The sequence below is a fragment of the Streptomyces sp. NPDC031497 genome, from assembly GCF_055580905.1.
Genome location: NZ_JBVIKO010000009.1, coordinates 223477 through 239116, shown reverse-complemented (window position 1 = coordinate 239116; position 15640 = coordinate 223477). Strand labels below are relative to the sequence as shown.

15 protein-coding genes are annotated in these 15640 nt (G+C 72.4%); 4 read left to right on the top strand and 11 right to left on the bottom strand.

Features of this window, described 5'->3' with window-relative positions:
- Positions 1–7: 7 nt before the first annotated feature.
- Together ACZ5K7_RS21085 and ACZ5K7_RS21080 are read right to left on the bottom strand one after the other, a co-directional pair.
- The gene (locus ACZ5K7_RS21085) at positions 8–1183 is read right to left on the bottom strand and encodes an acyl-CoA dehydrogenase family protein (RefSeq protein ID WP_450972575.1); all 1176 of its coding nucleotides are present in this window, start codon (positions 1181–1183) and stop codon (positions 8–10) included.
- On the bottom strand, positions 1180–2181 hold the full coding sequence (locus ACZ5K7_RS21080) for an acyl-CoA dehydrogenase family protein (protein ID WP_468915224.1): 1002 nt from the start codon (positions 2179–2181) through the stop codon (positions 1180–1182). The genes ACZ5K7_RS21085 and ACZ5K7_RS21080 overlap by 4 nt, the downstream gene beginning before the upstream one ends.
- A 129-nt stretch (positions 2182–2310) precedes the next feature.
- On the opposite strand from ACZ5K7_RS21080, the gene ACZ5K7_RS21075 reads away from it, so the two are divergent.
- Positions 2311–2985: a TetR/AcrR family transcriptional regulator gene (locus ACZ5K7_RS21075; protein ID WP_351702479.1), complete on the top strand. Its 675-nt coding sequence runs from the start codon at positions 2311–2313 to the stop codon at positions 2983–2985.
- A gap of 192 nt (positions 2986–3177) precedes the next feature.
- A complete protein-coding gene (locus ACZ5K7_RS21070; RefSeq protein WP_468915221.1) occupies positions 3178–4008 on the top strand; it encodes an acyl-CoA thioesterase in 831 nt (276 codons plus the stop codon).
- A gap of 27 nt (positions 4009–4035) precedes the next feature.
- Here ACZ5K7_RS21070 and ACZ5K7_RS21065 read toward each other — a convergent pair whose 3' ends face one another.
- A complete protein-coding gene (locus ACZ5K7_RS21065; protein ID WP_468915219.1) occupies positions 4036–5190 on the bottom strand; it encodes a thiolase family protein in 1155 nt (384 codons plus the stop codon).
- A 101-nt stretch (positions 5191–5291) separates the two neighbouring features.
- Here ACZ5K7_RS21065 and ACZ5K7_RS21060 point away from each other — a divergent pair, with 101 nt between their 5' ends.
- Positions 5292–6059 (top strand): SDR family NAD(P)-dependent oxidoreductase, encoded by a 768-nt coding sequence (locus ACZ5K7_RS21060; protein WP_468915217.1) that lies wholly within the window; start codon positions 5292–5294, stop codon positions 6057–6059.
- A 49-nt stretch (positions 6060–6108) separates the two neighbouring features.
- Here the strand turns inward: ACZ5K7_RS21060 and ACZ5K7_RS21055 are convergent, their stop codons facing one another.
- Genes ACZ5K7_RS21055 through ACZ5K7_RS21040 form a run of 4 tightly spaced genes read right to left on the bottom strand, consistent with a single transcriptional unit; the run spans position 6109 to position 10449 of the window.
- Positions 6109–6894, bottom strand: coding sequence for an enoyl-CoA hydratase/isomerase family protein (locus tag ACZ5K7_RS21055; RefSeq protein ID WP_468915215.1), 786 nt, complete (start codon positions 6892–6894; stop codon positions 6109–6111).
- Position 6895: 1 nt separating this feature from the next.
- Positions 6896–7984 (bottom strand): acyl-CoA dehydrogenase family protein, encoded by a 1089-nt coding sequence (locus ACZ5K7_RS21050; RefSeq protein WP_468915214.1) that lies wholly within the window; start codon positions 7982–7984, stop codon positions 6896–6898.
- Entirely contained in the window at positions 7971–8864 is an 894-nt protein-coding gene (locus ACZ5K7_RS21045) for an acyl-CoA dehydrogenase family protein (RefSeq protein ID WP_468915212.1), read from the bottom strand. The genes ACZ5K7_RS21050 and ACZ5K7_RS21045 overlap by 14 nt, the downstream gene beginning before the upstream one ends.
- The gene (locus ACZ5K7_RS21040) at positions 8842–10449 is read right to left on the bottom strand and encodes a class I adenylate-forming enzyme family protein (protein ID WP_468915210.1); all 1608 of its coding nucleotides are present in this window, start codon (positions 10447–10449) and stop codon (positions 8842–8844) included. Before ACZ5K7_RS21040 ends, ACZ5K7_RS21045 begins: the two co-directional genes overlap by 23 nt.
- On the opposite strand from ACZ5K7_RS21040, the gene ACZ5K7_RS21035 reads away from it, so the two are divergent.
- Positions 10448–11449, top strand: a complete 1002-nt coding sequence (locus ACZ5K7_RS21035; protein WP_468915208.1) for a 2Fe-2S iron-sulfur cluster-binding protein — start codon at positions 10448–10450, stop codon at positions 11447–11449. The genes ACZ5K7_RS21040 and ACZ5K7_RS21035 overlap by 2 nt on opposite strands.
- Here ACZ5K7_RS21035 and ACZ5K7_RS21030 read toward each other — a convergent pair.
- From ACZ5K7_RS21030 to ACZ5K7_RS21015, 4 genes are all read right to left on the bottom strand, one after another.
- Positions 11426–12481, bottom strand: coding sequence for a CaiB/BaiF CoA transferase family protein (locus ACZ5K7_RS21030; protein ID WP_468915206.1), 1056 nt, complete (start codon positions 12479–12481; stop codon positions 11426–11428). The two genes, ACZ5K7_RS21035 and ACZ5K7_RS21030, sit on opposite strands and share 24 nt — an antisense overlap.
- Positions 12478–13434, bottom strand: a complete 957-nt coding sequence (locus ACZ5K7_RS21025) for a TIGR03564 family F420-dependent LLM class oxidoreductase (protein WP_468915204.1) — start codon at positions 13432–13434, stop codon at positions 12478–12480. The genes ACZ5K7_RS21030 and ACZ5K7_RS21025 overlap by 4 nt, the downstream gene beginning before the upstream one ends.
- Positions 13435–13541: 107 nt before the next feature.
- Positions 13542–13934 (bottom strand): cobalamin B12-binding domain-containing protein, encoded by a 393-nt coding sequence (locus tag ACZ5K7_RS21020; RefSeq protein ID WP_351702512.1) that lies wholly within the window; start codon positions 13932–13934, stop codon positions 13542–13544.
- Positions 13934–15514, bottom strand: a complete 1581-nt coding sequence (locus ACZ5K7_RS21015; protein ID WP_468915202.1) for a methylmalonyl-CoA mutase family protein — start codon at positions 15512–15514, stop codon at positions 13934–13936. Before ACZ5K7_RS21015 ends, ACZ5K7_RS21020 begins: the two co-directional genes overlap by 1 nt.
- Between the last annotated feature and the right edge of the window lie 126 nt (positions 15515–15640).

Sequence of the window (15640 nt, the reverse complement as noted above, 5' to 3'; positions counted from 1 at the left end):
CGTCTCCTCAGCGTCGGGGCAGACCGAGCACCCGCTCGGCGATGATCGTGCGCTGGATCTCGGACGTGCCGCCGGCGATGGTGCCGCCGAAGCTGCGGGCGAAGCGGTTGAACCAGCTGGCGGAGTCGTCGTCGAAGCTCATGTGGTGGTACGGCGCCGTCCGCGCCGGATGCGCCAGGCCGTCGGGTCCTGACGCCTCCAGGACGCGCTCCAGGGCGTGCTGTGCCGCCTCCGAGCCGAACACCTTGAGCACGGACAGCGCCGGTACGTCCTGCTCGCCGCGGGCGGCGCGGGCCAGGGCGGCCGAGCCGAGCAGCCGTAGCGCCTGGAGGTCCATGACGAGCGTGGCGTACCAGTCCTTCTGCAGGGCGTCGGCGGGCCGGAAGTCGCGTGCGGCGGCCTCCAGTCGTTCGGCCTCGCCCAGCCACATCAGGGTGCGCTCGTGCCCGAGGGAACCGTTCGCGACCCGCCAGCCCTGGTGGAGGGGGCCGACGAGGTTCTCGGCGGGGACCCGGACGTCCTCGAAGAAGACCTCGTTGAAGTCCTTGTCGTCGGGGCCGGTGTAGGAGGCGAAGGGGCGGCGGGTCACACCGGGGGTGTCGGTGGGCACGAGCAGGACGCTGATCCCCTTGTGCTTGGGGGCGTCCGGGTCGGTGCGGACGAAGGCGAGGAGCACGTCGGCGTCGTGGGCGCCGGACGTCCAGACCTTCTGGCCGTCGACGGTGAAGTGGTCGCCGTCGAGTACGGCGCGGGTGCGCAGGGAGGCGAGGTCGGAGCCGGCGCCGGGCTCGCTCATGCCGAGGGCGGCGGTGAGCTCTGCGCGCAGGATGGGCACGGCCCAGCGGTGCTTCTGCTCCTCGGTGCCGAAGGAGAGCAGCGAAGCGGCGATGATGCCGACGCCCTGCGGGTTGAAGCTGTGGCAGATACGGCGCCGGGACAGTTCCTCGCGGTGCACGTACTGCTGGACGACGGTGGCGTTGCGGCCGCCGAACTCGGGCGGGTTGCCGGGCAGCAGCCAGCCCTCGTCGAACTGGAGTCGCTGCCAGCGCCTGGCCCACTCCGGCAGGTGCGCGGTGGAGCGGGAGCGTTCGGCGGCCGCCGCCTCGGCCGGCAGGTTGGCCTCCAGGAACGCGGCGAACTCGGCGCGGAAGGCCTCGACTTCGGCATCGAAGGACAGCCTCATGACACCGCCTCGGCAACCCACCGGTCGGCGATGAGCGCCCGGTGCTCGGCGGCCCCGCCGAGCATCAGCTCGCCCGCCTTCGCCCGCTTGACCGCGAACTGCAGGTCGTTCTCCCAGGTGTGCCCCATCGCCCCGAACAGCTGCACGGCATTGCGGAACACCAGCGCCTGGCACTCCCCCGCCGACGCCTTGGCCATCGAGGCGGCCAGGCCGCGCCGGGGGTCGTCCTCGGCGATGGTGACGGCTGCGAAGTAGGCGAGGGCGCGGGCCCGTTCGATCGCCACGTGCATGTCGGCGGCCTTGTGCTGGACGGCCTGGAAGGAGCCGATGGGCGCGCCGAACTGGCGGCGGGTGCGGATGTGGTCGAGCACCAGGTCGAGCGCGCGACGGCAGGCGCCGACCATGGTCAGGGCCATGCCGGTGAGCGCGACATGACCGGCGTTCCCCGGATCCGCCCCGCTGCGCTCGCCCTCGCCGACCCGGACCCGCGCGAAGGTGACGTCGGCGAGGTGCAGTACGGGGTCGAAGACCGAGGTGCGTACGGCGGTCACCTCGGCGGCGGGTACGACGAAGACGCCGGCGTCGGTGACGACGGCGAGGCGGTCGGCGCGATCGCCGTCGAGCACGTGGCGGGCGGTGCCTTCCAGGACCCAGCCGCCGTCGGCGGGCCGTGCGGTGACGCCCTCGTGGACGGCCGCGCCGGACCGGCCCGGATCGGCGAACTCCGGTGCCAGCGGGGCGAACTGGGTCAGGGTCGCCAGGTAGGGCGTGGGGTCGGCGGCCCGGCCCAGCTCCTCCAGGACGATCGCCAGTTCCACCGCGTCCGCCGGGTCGGTCAGCTCGGTCCAGCCGAGGTCCGCGTAGCCGCGCCACAGCGGGTCCGGATCGGCGCCGTCGTCCACGACGGACCGCACCAGCGCCGGCGGGCAGTCCTTGAGGACGGCCTTGTGCACGGTGTCCTGCCACAGCCGTTGCTCGGCGTCGAACTCGAACAGCATCGGCACCTCCGAGCACGAAGATGAGAATCACATTCTCCCAATTAGGAATCAGCAGTCTCCTCCAGATCTGCGGTGATGTCCAGACTGGATATAGGTTGCTTGCCGGTGTGGTGCAGTAATGTTCTCCCCATGGCACAGAAGGCGGATCAGCCCGTGAGCAGCACCTCGACCGAGGAACCGGCCTGGAAGCAGCGCGCGGTCGAGCGTTCCACCCAGGCGGCGAAACGCCGGGCGGAGCAGAGGGTGGAGCGGTTCCTCGACGCGGCCCAGGCGATCATGGCGGAGAAGGGCACGACCGACTTCACCGTGCAGGAGGTCGTGGACCGCTCCAAGCAGTCACTGCGGAGCTTCTACCAGCACTTCGACGGCAAGCACGAGCTGCTGCTCGCCCTGTTCGAGGACGCGATGGGCAAATCAGCGGACCAGTTGCGAGCCATCGCGGCCGAGCAGTCCGATCCGCTGGACCGGCTCAGGGTGGTCGTCCAGGAGCTGTTCGAGAGCTCGCGCCCCGACCCGACCGGCAAGCAGCGCCCCCTGTTCAGCGACTTCGCATTGCGCCTGCTGGTCTCGCACCCGGCCGAGATGCGGGTCGCGAACGCGCCGCTGCTCGCGCTCTTCACCGAGCTGATGGAGAGCCTGGAGGAAGCGGACGTGCTCCGCCCGGGCTACAAGGCCAAGCGGGTGGCGGCGCTGACCATGCAGACCGTCATGTTCAACGCCCAGTCCAGCGGCCAGGACGCGGCCCACCCGCTGACCGCGGAGGAGATCTGGGACTTCTGCGCGAGCGGGATCACCGGCGAGTAGAGGGCAGGGCGAGCCGGGTCGGCCGCCAAACCGGCCACCGGCTCACCGTCCGGCAGTCGGCTCACCTTCCGTCAGTCGGCCCGCCGCCCCAGCCGCCGACTCGCCGCCCGGCGATCGACCCGTCATCCCGGCGCTTCCGAACCTTCGAGAGCACCATTCTCGCATTCGAATATTTCCATTACCCTCGCTGGCATGCCACTTGCCGTGAGTGACCTCTGGGACGACCTCCTGCGCTGCCTCGACCTCCAGGTGCACGACGAGGAGAGCGGCCCCGTCTACGTGGCGAGCAACCAACGACTCGGCTACCACCGGCTGTTCGGCGGGCAGTTGCTGGCCCAGTTCGTCCGGGCGGCGCAGCTCGGCTGCCCCGGCAAGAACGTCAAGTCCCTGCATGCCCTGTTCACCCGTGCGGGCCGGCCGGCAGAGCCCGTCCGCTACGAGCTACGGCGCCACCACGACGGGGGTTCCTTCGCCGCGTCGACGGTGGTCGCCCGGCAGGCGCAGGGTGTGGTGGCCACCGCGTCGGTGTCCCTGCACGTCCCGGAGGACGGCCCCGCCCGCCAGACGATCCCGGCCGCACCCGCGCTGCCCGGCCCCGAACACCGCGGGGACCTCCACCCGATCCCCTGGGAGACGCGGACCACCGCCGACCTGGACACCCCCGCCTCCGAGCCGCCGGAGTTCGAACTGTGGATGCGCTGCCCCGCAGCCGAGCCGGACCTGGCCCCGGCGCTCACCGCCTACGCCACCGACCTGACGCTCATCGGCACCGCCCTGCGTCCCCTCGCCGGAGTCACCCAGCACGACTCCGGGACGGCCTTCGCGTCCGCGGTCACCTCGCACACCGTCTGGTTCCACCGGCCGTTCGGCGCCGACGGCTGGCTGCTGCTGCGGCAGCACAGCCCGGTCCTGGCGCACGGCCGGTGCTTCGGCCGGGGCGACGTCCTCACCGAGGACGGCACCCTGGTCGCGTCCTACGCCCAGGAGGCGTTGCTGCGCTTCACGCCCGAGCAGCCGGGATGACTTCGGGTCGGCGTCCCGGCGCTCGCCTCACGGCGCCGGCACCTCCACCACCATCGCCGACCCCATGCCGCCTCCGGCGCACATCGACGCCACCCCGATTCCGCCGCCCCGGCGCCGCAGTTCGTGCACGAGCGTGACCAGCATGCGGGCGCCGGTGGCGGCGACGGGATGGCCGAGGGAGCAGCCGCTGCCGTTGACGTTGACCCGGTCGGCGTCGAGGCCGAGACGTCTCACGGCGGCCACGGCCACCGAGGCGAAGGCCTCGTTGATCTCGTAGAGGCCGACGTCGGCGGTGGTGAGGCCGGCGCGGGACAGCGCCTTGGGGATGGCCTGCACCGGGGAGAGCCCGGTCTCCGCGGGGTCCACGCCGACGGACGCCCAGGCCCGTACGGTCGCCAGCACGGGCAGGCCCTGGGCGGCCGCCGTCGGCCCGCTCGCGACCACCAGGGCCGCCGCGCCGTCGTTGCCACCGCAGGCGTTGCCGGCGGTGATGCTGAAGCCCTCGATCTCGGGGTGCAGCGGCTTGAGCGCGGCGAGCTTCTCCAACGACGTGTCGCGGCGCGGGTGTTCGTCCACGGCGAAGAGCCCGTGCGGGGTGTCGACGGGGACGGTCTCGGCATCGAAACGGCCCTCGTCGATCGCGCGCACGGCATTCTGGTGCGAACGCAGCGCCCAGGCGTCCATCTCGGCGCGGCTGATTCCTGCGCGCCGGGCGACGTTCCAGCCGATGGTGATCGACATGTCGTTGTTGGGGGCGTCCGGGCGGTGGGGATGGGTGGGCGGCATCCAGGGCTCGACCCATTCACCGTCGACACGGAAGGCTGATTTCGGTGCCGTGGAGGCCGAGTTGACGCCTCCCGCGATCACCAGTTCGTCCATGCCGGCGCGGATGCTCGCGGCGGCGTCGGCCACGGCGGCGAGCCCGGCGGCACAGTGCCGGTTGACGGCCGCCCCCGGGACGGCGGTGAGGCCGGTGGTGAGCGCGGCGTGCCGGGCGAGGACGCCACCGCCGTAGAGGCCTTCACCGAGGATCACGTCGTCGACGCGGTCCGGGTCGAGCCCGGCCGCGGCCGCTTCGACGATGCGGTGGGCCAGGTCGAAGGCGGTGGTGTCACGCAGGGTCCCCCTGCGGGCGGTGCCGACGGGGGTGCGCAGGGCGGACACGATGACTGCCTCGGGCATGGCGGGTCTCCAACTCGGCGGGCCGGACAGGGATCACATCACTGGGCGAGAATGTTACTCTCACCATGCTAGAACCATGTATCCCTGGGAGGGGAGTCGCGATGCGGGTTCAAGGGGCGTCGGCGGTCGTGGTGGGCGGGGCGGGGGGCCTGGGCGAGGCCACGGTGCGCCGGCTGCACGCTGCGGGAGCGTCCGTGGTCGTCGCGGACCTCGCCGACGAGAAGGGCAAAGCCCTGGAGGAAGAGCTGGGCGTCCGGTACGTGCGCACCGACGCCACCGACGAGGGCGGGGTCGGGACGGCGATCGCGGCGGCGGAGGCGCTCGGCCCGCTGCGGATCTCGGTGGACGTGCACGGCGGCCCGGCGAGCGGCGGCCGGCTGGTCGGCCGGGACGGTGAGCCGCTGGACCTCGACGGGTTCCGGCGGACCGTCGACATCTACCTGACCGGCGTCTTCAACGTCATGCGGCTGGCCGCCGCCGCGATGGCCCGCCAGGAACCGCTGGAGGCGGACGGCGGCCGGGGAGTCGTCGTCAACACCGCGTCCATAGCGGCGTACGAAGGCCAGATCGGCCAGCTTCCCTACGCCGCGGCCAAGGGCGGGGTCGCCGCCATGACCCTGGTGGCAGCGCGCGACCTGTCCCCGCTCGGCATCCGGGTCGTCACCGTCGCGCCGGGCACGTTCCTGACACCTGCCTACGGCAAGGCGGGCGACCAGCTGGAGGCGTACTGGGGGCCGCAGGTACCGCACCCCCGGCGGATGGGCCGCTCCCCCGAGTACGCCGCGCTCGTGCAGCACGTCTGCGAGAACGACTATCTCAACGGCGAGGTGATCCGCCTGGACGGGGCGCTGCGGTTCCCGCCCAAGTGACGGCCGGCGGCGCGCCCTTCGCGCCCCGGCCCCGGCTCTGCCCGTCGGCTCACTTCTCCCGGCCGGTGAGGCGGGCGAGGGTGTCCCGGAAGTCGTCGGTCTGGAAGGACTGTTCCTCGGCGGTCGTGGCGTAGTCGAGGGTGGCCAGCACCGCGCGTTCCAGGTGCATGTTGAGGACGCGCTTGGTGCTCTCCGCGGCCTGCCTGGGCAGTCCCGCGATCCGCTTGGCGCAGGCCGTCGCCTCGGCGAGCGGGTCGGCCACGACATGGTTGGCGAGTCCCAGGGCGACGGCCTTCCGAGCAGGGATGCGGGCACCGGTCAGGGCGTACTCCTTCGCGAGCAGCAGGCTGGTGTGCAGCGGCCAGGTGAGCGGGCCGCCGTCGGCCGCGACCAGGCCGACCTGGACGTGCGGGTCGGCGAGGTAGGCGGACTCGGCCATGTACACGATGTCGCTGAGCGCGACCAGGCTGCAGCCCAGGCCGACGGCGGGGCCGTTGACGGCGGCGACGACGGGCACGCGGCAGCGGACCATGCCGAGGACCAGGTCCCGGCCGTGGGCGATGGTCTTCGCGCGCAGGTCGGGATCCTGCCGGATCTCGTCGAGGTAGCCGAAGTCACCGCCCGCGGAGAACGCCTTTCCCGCTCCGGTGAGTACGGCGGCCCGGGCGTCCCGGTCCTCGGCCAGCCGGGGCCACAGCCGGGCAAGGCCCGTGTGCAGCGGGTCGTTGACGGCGTTGAGGGCGTCGGGCCGGTTGAGGGTGATGATCCGCAGTGGGCCGTCGGCGCCGACCTCGATCTCCTCCGGCATGCCGTACATGTGCTGACTGTCCGTCATGTCAGGCTCCCAGTCCGAGGATGCGCGAGGCGATGATGTTCTTCTGGATCTGCGAGGTGCCGCCCATGACGCTCTGTGCCCGGCTGTAGAGGTAGGCGTGCAGGAGGTCGGGGTCGCCGGTGCCGCCGACGGCCAGGGCCGCATGGCCCACCGTCTGTTCCGTCCAGGTCATCAGGAGCTTGTCCAGGGAGCCCTCGGGGCCGTGCGAGACGCCGTCGAGCTGCTCGGAGAGCCGTCGGCGCACATGCAGGCGCAGCATCTCCGTCTCGACGACCGCCCAGGCGACTTCCGGGGGCGGGGTGCCGGGGGTGCGGGCCAGGAGGTCGCGGACGAGCTTGCCGTAGCGGGCCGAGAAGCCGAGGGTCGAGGGTTCGCGTTCGTGTCCTACGACCGTCATGGCCAGCGCCCAGCCCTCGCCGGGTGCGCCGACCATCTGGTCCGCGGGAACCGTGGCGCCGTCGAAGAGGACCTGGCCGAACTCCTTGGTCGCCCCGCTCATCATCGTCAACGGGCGCTGTTCGACGCCGGGTTGGTCCATGGCGACGATGAAGGCGGAGATGCCCTGGTGGCGTGGGGCGTCCCGGTCGGTGCGGGCGAGGAGCAGGCACCAGTCGGCGACGTCGGAGTAACTGGTCCAGATCTTGTGGCCGTTCAGGACGTAGGTGTCGCCGTCGCGGGTGGCGGTGGTGGTGAGGGAGGCGAGGTCGGAGCCTGCGCCGGGTTCACTGAAGCCCTGGCACCAGCGTTCGGTGCCGTCGATCATGCCGGGCAGGAAGCGCCGGCGCAGTGCCTCGCTGCCGTGCCGGCCGAGGCCCTGGACGAGGTAGCCGAGGCTGGGGCGGGCGGGGGCGCCGGCGCGGGCGAGTTCCTCGTCGAGGATGACGTCGTAGACGGGCGGGAGTTCCTGGCCCCCGTACTTCCTGGGCCAGGACAGACCGAAGAAGCCGGCCGCGTGCAGGGCGCGGTGCCAGTCGCCCTGGCGGGCCCAGTAGGCGTCGCCCGCGGTGGGGAAGGCACCGGCGTGCTCGGTCAGCCAGCCCCGCAGGCGTTCGCGGAAGGCGGCCTCCTCGGGCGCGTCACGAAAGTCCACGGTCGATCTCCTCCAGGCGGACGGGGAACAGGTCGGTCGACGTCAGCGCCCGGCGCAGATGGACATGGGCGAGGCACTCCCAGGTGTTGCCGATGCCGCCGTGCACCTGGACGGCCGTCTCACAGACGGTGCGGGCGGCCCGGGCGCAGTAGAGCTTGGCGATGCGGGCGGCGCGGACCGCCTCGGCGGGCGGCAGCTCGTCGACGGCCCAGGCGGCGTGCCGCAGGACGCTCACCGAGCCCTCGATCAGGGCCAGTCCCTCGGCGAGGAGGTGGGCGACGGCCTGGTAGGAGCCGATCGTCCGGCCGTACTGTGCCCGGATCTTCGCGTAGTCGCGGGCGAGGGTGTGTGCGCCGCGGGCCGTGCCGACCAGGTCGGCGGTGGTGGCGACCAGGGCCAACGCCTGTCGGCACAGGGCGGTTTCGTCGGTCAGGGTGCCGATCTGCTCGGGAGCACCGCGCAGTTCGGCGTCGCGGCGGGTGAGGTCGGCGCCCGGCACGAGGGGGCCGACGTCGGTGGACAGCACCCGGTTGCCCTGGAGGCCGACGGCCCGCCGCATGCCGCGCGCGTCCCGCGCCCGGCCGTCCACGGCCACGGTCGCCGACGGGACGCCCCGCACCAGGTCGTCGGCGAGTACGGGGCCGAGGAGCGGTACGTCGACCAGTCCGCGCCCGAACTCCTCCACGACAAGAGCCACTTCGACACCGGACGCGCCGTCCGAGCGCAACGCCCGCCAGCCGGTCGCCTCGACCGCCTTCTCCAGCCGTGCGACCCGGTCGCCGTCGTCCAGGCCGAGGACCGAGCCGGGACCGAGGTCATCGGCCAACCTGGCCGCTGCGTCCCGGAGTTGGCGCTGCTCAGTGGTCAGACGTACGTCCATCGGGCTCCTTGAGAGCTTGCTCCTTGAGGACTTGTTCCTTGTGAGCCTGGTCTTTCAGGACCTGCTCCTTGAGGGCCTGCTCCTTGAAGACCTGCTCCTTGAGGGCCTGCTCCTTCAGGACCCGACGCAGCACCTTGCCCGAGGGCAGGCGCGGGATCCCGGTCACGAACTCGACGCGGCTCGGCCGCTTGTAGGAGGCCAGCCGGCTTCCGACCAGGGCGACGAGTTCGGCGGCCTCGACCGGTGCCGCCCGCTGGACCGCCGCGACGACCGCCTCCCCGTCCGCACCGTCGGGGACGCCGTACACCGCGCAGTCGGCGACCGCCGGATGACCGTGCAGCACGGCCTCGACCTCGGCGGGGGCGACCTGGAACGCCCGCACCTTGATCATCTCCTTGGAGCGGTCGGTGAGGTACACCCAGCCGTCCGCGTCGACACTCCCCACGTCGCCGGTGCGGTACCAGCCGTCACGGAAGGCGTCCGCCGTCGCCTCGGCCGGCAGGTACCCGGCGGTCAGGGACTCCGAGCGCACCTCGATCTCCCCGGTCACACCCGCTGCGACCGTCTCCCCCGTCGCCGGCGAGACGACCCGCAGACGCACCCCGGGCACGGGCCGGCCGGGCGTGTCCAGGCGGGCGCCGTCGAGCGGATTGCAGGCGATGACGGGCAGTTCGCTCGCCCCGTAGGCGGGCAACCACCCCACGCCCGTCCGCCGGGTCACCGTCTCGGCGATGCTCGGGGTCACCGGTGTGGCGCCCCACATGATGTAGCGCAGCGAGGACAGGTCGTACGACTCCAGCCTCGGGTGGGAGGCGATGGCGAGCGCGATCGGGGCGACGGCCATCTCGACGGTGATGCGGTCGAGTTCGATGTGGTGCAGCAGCCGGTCCAGGTCGAAGCGGCGGTGCAGCCGTAGCCAGACACCGGATTCCAGGGCGGTGACGATGTTGAGCAGGCCGAGGATGTGCGAGGGCGGGGTGGCGATCTGCATGCGGTCGCGGGAGGTCAGGCCGAGGGCGTCCCGCCAGTGGCGTACGGCCGCGCCGAGTGAGGCGTGGGTGTGGCGGACCGCCTTGGGCATACCGGTGGTGCCCGAGCTGAACACCAGGACCGCGTCGGCGTCCCGGTCGACGGGCGCCTCTTCCCCCCGTCCCGGGAGGATCGGCTCGTCCAGGTGCAGCATCGGCATCAGCTCGGCGAGCACCGGGTGGTCGCCGATCGCATGGGCCGGCGCGGTGATGTCCATGGCGTGTTCGACCTCGCCCCGCTTCCAGGCCGGGCTGAGCAGGACGACCGCCGCGCCCAGCCGCCACACGGCCTGCACGGCGATGACGAACTCGGGCCGGTTGGACGACATCAGGGCCACCCGCTCCCCCACCCGCACACCCCGCCGGGCCAGTGTCCCGGCCAGCCCGTCCGCGAGGGCGGTCAGCTCCGTACGGCTGTACTCCCGGCCCTCGAAGACCAGCGCGGCCCGTTGGTTCATCTCACGCCCCCACCTGTCGAGAGGGTCCCATCTACTGAATGAGAATAGTATTCTCACCTTGACAGAACCTTGATACCAGAGCTTGAGGAGGGCGTCCATGGCGAGCCCGGCCCTGTTCCGGCGCGCGACCGTCGTCAAGATCGTCCACGAGACCGCCGACGCCCGGACCTTCGTGCTGGACCCGCAGGACGGCCCGTTCTCCTATCAGGCCGGACAGTTCTGCGTCTTCCGGGTGCGCGTCGACGGCCGGGACCTGCTGCGCTCGTACTCGATGTCCAGCGCCCCGGAGTCCGACGCCCATCTGATGACGACCGTCAAGCGCGTCCCTCGGGGCAGGGTCTCCAACTGGCTCGTCGACCACGTCGGCGAGGGCGACGAACTGGAACTGACCCTGCCTCGCGGCCGGTTCTGCCTGCGCCCGGCCGAAACCACGCTGCTCGGCTTCAGCGGCGGCAGCGGTATCACCCCGATCCTCTCCCTGGCCAAGAGCACCCTGGCCGGCACCGGGCGGAGCGTGCGGCTGCTCTGCGCCGACCGGGACCGGGACGCGGCGATCTTCCGCTCGGCGCTGGAGCGGCTGGCGGACCGGTACCCCGGGCGGCTGACGGTCGTACGTCATCTCGACGCCGAGCGTGGGTTCCTCGACCCGGCCGGCATCAGGGAGTTCGTCGGGGCGGACGGTGACGCGGACGCGTATGTGTGCGGGCCGGAGCCCTTCATGGGGCTCGTCGAGTCGGCGCTGCCCGGCCCGGGGCGGGTCTTCAGCGAACGGTTCGACAGTGCCGCCGCGGCGCCCGTGGCCAATGGCACGGCGCCCGCGCAGGACTCCGGTACCGTCACGATCCTGCTCGGCACCCGGCGGGTCTCGGTGCCCAAGCATCCGAACGAGACCCTGCTGCAGAGCGCCCGCCGGGCCGGTCTCACCCCGCCGTTCTCCTGCGAGGCCGGCAACTGCGCCACGTGCATGGCCAGGGTGACGGAGGGCAGCGCGACCATGCGGGTGAACGAGGCGCTCACCGAGGACGAGGTCGCCGAAGGGTACGTCCTGACCTGCCAGGGCGTGCCGGACGAGGGGTCAGTCACCGTCCACTACGAGTGAGCCGTGTTCGCCGAGCCGGGGTGGCGGCCGGAACTCCGGCCGGTGTCCGGCGACCCGGACCGGGTTGCCGACCAGCCGGTAGTCTCCGGCCCGCACGATCATCTCCGGGGTGGCCTCCAGGGCCTCGGGCAGGGTGCGCACAGCCGCGGCCGGGACCCCGAGGGGGCGCAGCCGGGCCTCCCAGCCCCGGGCCGTGTCCGCGGCCAGGGCGCGCGTGACGGCGGCGAGGACCTCCTCCCGGCGGGCGGCCCGCTCGGCCATCGTCGGGAAGCCGTCGATCCCGGCCTCGGCGGCGAAGGTCCGCCAGAAGCCGTCGTGGGTGACGAACAGCGCCAAGTGCCCGTCCCGGGTGGGGAAGAGCTGGGCCGGCACGTAGTAGGAGTGCGCGCCGTGGGGCATGCGGCGCGGCTCGACCCCGTCGTTGAGGTAGGCGGCGGCGCGGTAGTTGAGCTGGGCGAGCATCACGTCCCGCAGGGCGACCTCGACCTGGCCGCCGCGCCCGGACACGATCTGCGCGAGCAGTCCCAACGCGGCGGTCAGCGCCGCCGAGTTGTCGACGGACGAGTACCCGGGCAGGGTCGGCGGCCCGTCGGGGTCGCCGGTGAGCGCGGCGACGCCGGTCGCGGCCTGGATGACGTAGTCGAAGGCGGGATCGTCCCCCGCGTCCAGCCCGTAGCCGGTGACGGCCACACAGACGATGCGCTCGTTGACGCGGCGCAGGCTGTCGTACGTCAGCCCCAGGCGTCGTACGGCCGAGGGCTTGAGGTTGACCAGCAGTGCGTCGGATTCGGCGACCAACTCGCGCATCCTGCTCTGCCCTTGCCCGGTCGTGAGGTCGAGGCAGATGCTGCGCTTGTTGCGGTTGATGCTGGCGAAGTAGGCGTCGCCCACCTGCCGGGAGAGGTCGCCGCCGGGCGGTTCGATCTTGGTGACCTCGGCGCCGAGGTCGGCGAGCAGCATGGTGGCGAAGGGGCCCGCGAGGATGTGGCCGACCTCCAGGATCCGCAGCCCGGCCAGGGGCGCCGGGCTCACCGGAACGCCGCCGCGAGACCGGCGGTCAGCTCCCGGGTACGGTGCTTGGAGGCGACCAGTTCCTCGCGGCCGTCGCCAATGGGCAACAGGCGTACGGACAGGTCGGTGACCCCGGCGTCCGCGAACCGCTGGAACCGGGCCGCGATGGCCGCCTCGTCGCCCGCCGCGCACAGGTCTCCGACGTCCTCGGCGTCGCCGTACGCCAGCAGCCTCTGGTAGTTGGGCGAGATCTCGGCCTCGCCGAGAATGCGGTTCGCGCGTTCCCGGGCCGCGTCGACCTCGGCGGCCCGGCACAGGCAGACCGGGATGCCGGCGACGACCCGGGGCGCCGGACGTCCGGCGGCCGCGGCGGCCTTGGTGATGCGGGGCACGACGTGTTCGGCGACGGCGCGCTCGTCGGCCATCCACAGCAGCGTCCCGTCGGCCCGCTCGCCCGCGAGAGCCAGCATGACCGGGCCGAGGGCGGCGAGCAGGATCGGCAGGGGGGCGACGGGGGCCAGGTCGAGCGGATTGTGCACGGTGTACGTGGCGTTCTCGACGTCGATGGGGCCGGGGCCGCCGCGGGCCGCGTCCAGGATGTCGAGACAGTCACGGGTGAGTCCGGCCGGGCGTTCGTAGGGCAGGCCGAGCATGTCCTGGACGATCCAGTGGTGCGAGGGGCCCACGCCGAGGGCGAGCCGCCCGCCGGTGGCGGCCTGGGTGGACAGGGCCTGCCGGGCGAGAGCGACGGGATGCTGGGCCTGGAGCGGTACGACGGCGGTGCCCAGTTCGATCCGCGAGGTGCGCGCGCCCATCAGCGCTACGGCGGTCAACGCGTCGAAGTCCGTGGGAACCTGCGGGATCCAGGCGGTGTCCAGGGCCGCCGCCTCGGCCCACTCCACGTCCGCGAGCATCCGCGAGACCTTGCGGGCCGAGTCGCCCCGCTCGGGCCCGATCATGACACCGATCCGCACGTTCCCTCCAGGTGTTCGGGTTCGGGCTCCGCTCGCGCGGAGGGGGCATCGGAGACTCCGCTCGCGCGGAGGGTCATCGGGACTCCGGGCCCGGCTCGTGCGAAGGCTCAGGGGGACGCCGTGAGCGCGCGTACCTCGGCGACCACGACGTCCAGCGGGGTGCCGGTGGGGAACACCCCCGCCGCGCCCGCCGCCTTCAGGCGCGGCACGTCCGCCGGCGGGATGGTGCCGCCGACGACGACCGCGATGTCGCCGGCGTCGGCCGCCCGGAGCGCCTCGACCGTCTTCGCCGTCAGCGCGAGATGCGCGCCGGACAGCATGCTCAGACCGACCATCGCCACGTCCTCCTGGACGGCGGTGGCCACGATGTCCTCGACGCGCTGCCGGATGCCGGTGAAGACGACCTCGAAACCGGCGTCGCGCAGCGCCCGCGCCACGATCTTGGCACCCCGGTCGTGGCCGTCCAGGCCGGGTTTGGCGATGAGAACGCGGGTCCCCATCAGAACACCACCGGCTGCCGGAACTCGCCCCACACGTTCTTCAGCGCGGTGACCATCTCGCCGACCGTGCAGTAGGCGCCCGCGCAGTCGATCAGCGGGCCCATCAGGTTGTCGGTGCCCTCGGCGGCCCGGGAGAGATCGGCCAGGCGGGTACGGACCTCGGCCGCGTCCCGCTCGGCCTTGACGCGGGCGAGCCGCTTCAGCTGGGTCTCGCGGCCCCGCGCGTCGAGTGCGTAGGTGGTGATGTCGGGGGCGGGCTCGCCGGCGTCGGCGTACCGGTTGACGCCGATGACCGGGCGGGTGCCGGCCTCGACCTCCTGGTGGACCCGGTAGGCCTCGTCGGCGATGAGCCCCTGCAGATAGCCGTCCTCGATCGCGCGGACCATGCCGCCGTGCGCCTCCAGGTCGGCCATGGTCTCCACGATCCGTGCCTCGGTGGCATCCGTGAGGGCCTCGACGAAGTACGAGCCGCCGAGCGGGTCGGCGACACGGGCGACGCCGGTCTCGTGGGCGAGGATCTGCTGGGTGCGCAGCGCGAGGGTCGCCGACTCCTCGCTGGGCAGGGCGAACGGCTCGTCCCAGGCGGCGGTGAACATCGACTGGACGCCGCCGAGCACCGACGCCAGCGCCTCGTAGGCGACCCGGACGGTGTTGTTGCGGGCCTGCGGGGCGTAGAGCGAGGCGCCGCCGGCCACGCACCCGAACCGGAACATGGCCGCCTTGTCCGACCCGGCGCCGTAGCGCTCCCGCACGATGGTGGCCCACCGTCTGCGCCCGGCACGGTACTTGGCGATCTCCTCGAAGAAATCGCCGTGCGTGTAGAAGAAGAAGGAGACCTGCGGCGCGAACCGGTCGATCGTCATACGGCCGCGCTCCAGCACGGTGTCGCAGTACGTCACGCCGTCGGCGAGTGTGAACGCCATCTCCTGCACGGCGTTGGCGCCGGCGTCCCGGAAGTGCGCGCCGGCCACCGAGATCGCGTTGAACCTCGGCACCTCGGCGGCGCAGAACTCGATCGTGTCGGCGATCAGCCGCAGGGAGGGCTCGGGCGGCCAGATCCAGGTGCCCCGGGAGGCGTACTCCTTGAGAATGTCGTTCTGGATGGTGCCGGTGAGCCCGGCCCGGGGCACCCCACTCCGCTCGGCGGCGGCCACGTACAGGGCGAGCAGGATCGCCGCCGTGCCGTTGATGGTGAAGCTGGTGCTGATGCGGTCCAGCGGGATGCCCTCGAAGAGCACCTCGGCGTCTGCCAGCGTGTCCACGGCGACCCCGACCCGGCCGACCTCGTCGCTCACCTCCGCGTCGTCGGAGTCGTAACCGCACTGGGTCGGCAGGTCCAGCGCCACCGAGAGGCCTGTTCCGCCCTGTTCCAGCAGGTAGCGGTAGCGGCGGTTCGACTCCTCGGCGGTCCCGAACCCCGAGTACTGCCGGAGCGTCCACAGCCGGCCCCGGTACCCGGAGGCGTAGTTTCCGCGCGTGAACGGGAACGTCCCCGGTTCGGGCGGCTCGGCAGCCCGGTCCGCCGGTCCGTAGACCGGCTTCAGCGGGATGCCGGACGAGGTCTGGGCGAAGTCATTCATCTCCGAATACAGTACTTGCGTAAAAAGAGAATGCCAATACCGCAAGGGAGAATGACTCTACTGGAGGTGGATCGCGAAGCTCGCCTCACCCGGGAGCGGCACGCCCGCCCTCGTGAGCCGACCGGC

Excerpts from the sequence above, each read along its gene's own strand:
- ACZ5K7_RS21085 (WP_450972575.1), bottom strand. The coding sequence starts at position 1,183 with ATGAGGCTGTCCTTCGATGCCGAAGTCGAGGCCTTCCGCGCCGAGTTC.
- ACZ5K7_RS21080 (WP_468915224.1), bottom strand. The coding sequence starts at position 2,181 with ATGCTGTTCGAGTTCGACGCCGAGCAACGGCTGTGGCAGGACACCGTG.
- ACZ5K7_RS21075 (WP_351702479.1), top strand. The coding sequence starts at position 2,311 with ATGGCACAGAAGGCGGATCAGCCCGTGAGCAGCACCTCGACCGAGGAA.
- ACZ5K7_RS21070 (WP_468915221.1), top strand. The coding sequence starts at position 3,178 with ATGCCACTTGCCGTGAGTGACCTCTGGGACGACCTCCTGCGCTGCCTC.
- ACZ5K7_RS21065 (WP_468915219.1), bottom strand. The coding sequence starts at position 5,190 with ATGCCCGAGGCAGTCATCGTGTCCGCCCTGCGCACCCCCGTCGGCACC.
- ACZ5K7_RS21060 (WP_468915217.1), top strand. The coding sequence starts at position 5,292 with ATGCGGGTTCAAGGGGCGTCGGCGGTCGTGGTGGGCGGGGCGGGGGGC.
- ACZ5K7_RS21055 (WP_468915215.1), bottom strand. The coding sequence starts at position 6,894 with ATGACGGACAGTCAGCACATGTACGGCATGCCGGAGGAGATCGAGGTC.
- ACZ5K7_RS21045 (WP_468915212.1), bottom strand. The coding sequence starts at position 8,864 with ATGGACGTACGTCTGACCACTGAGCAGCGCCAACTCCGGGACGCAGCG.
- ACZ5K7_RS21035 (WP_468915208.1), top strand. The coding sequence starts at position 10,448 with ATGGCGAGCCCGGCCCTGTTCCGGCGCGCGACCGTCGTCAAGATCGTC.
- ACZ5K7_RS21040 (WP_468915210.1), bottom strand. The coding sequence starts at position 10,449 with ATGGACGCCCTCCTCAAGCTCTGGTATCAAGGTTCTGTCAAGGTGAGA.
- ACZ5K7_RS21020 (WP_351702512.1), bottom strand. The coding sequence starts at position 13,934 with ATGGGGACCCGCGTTCTCATCGCCAAACCCGGCCTGGACGGCCACGAC.
- ACZ5K7_RS21015 (WP_468915202.1), bottom strand. The coding sequence starts at position 15,514 with ATGAATGACTTCGCCCAGACCTCGTCCGGCATCCCGCTGAAGCCGGTC.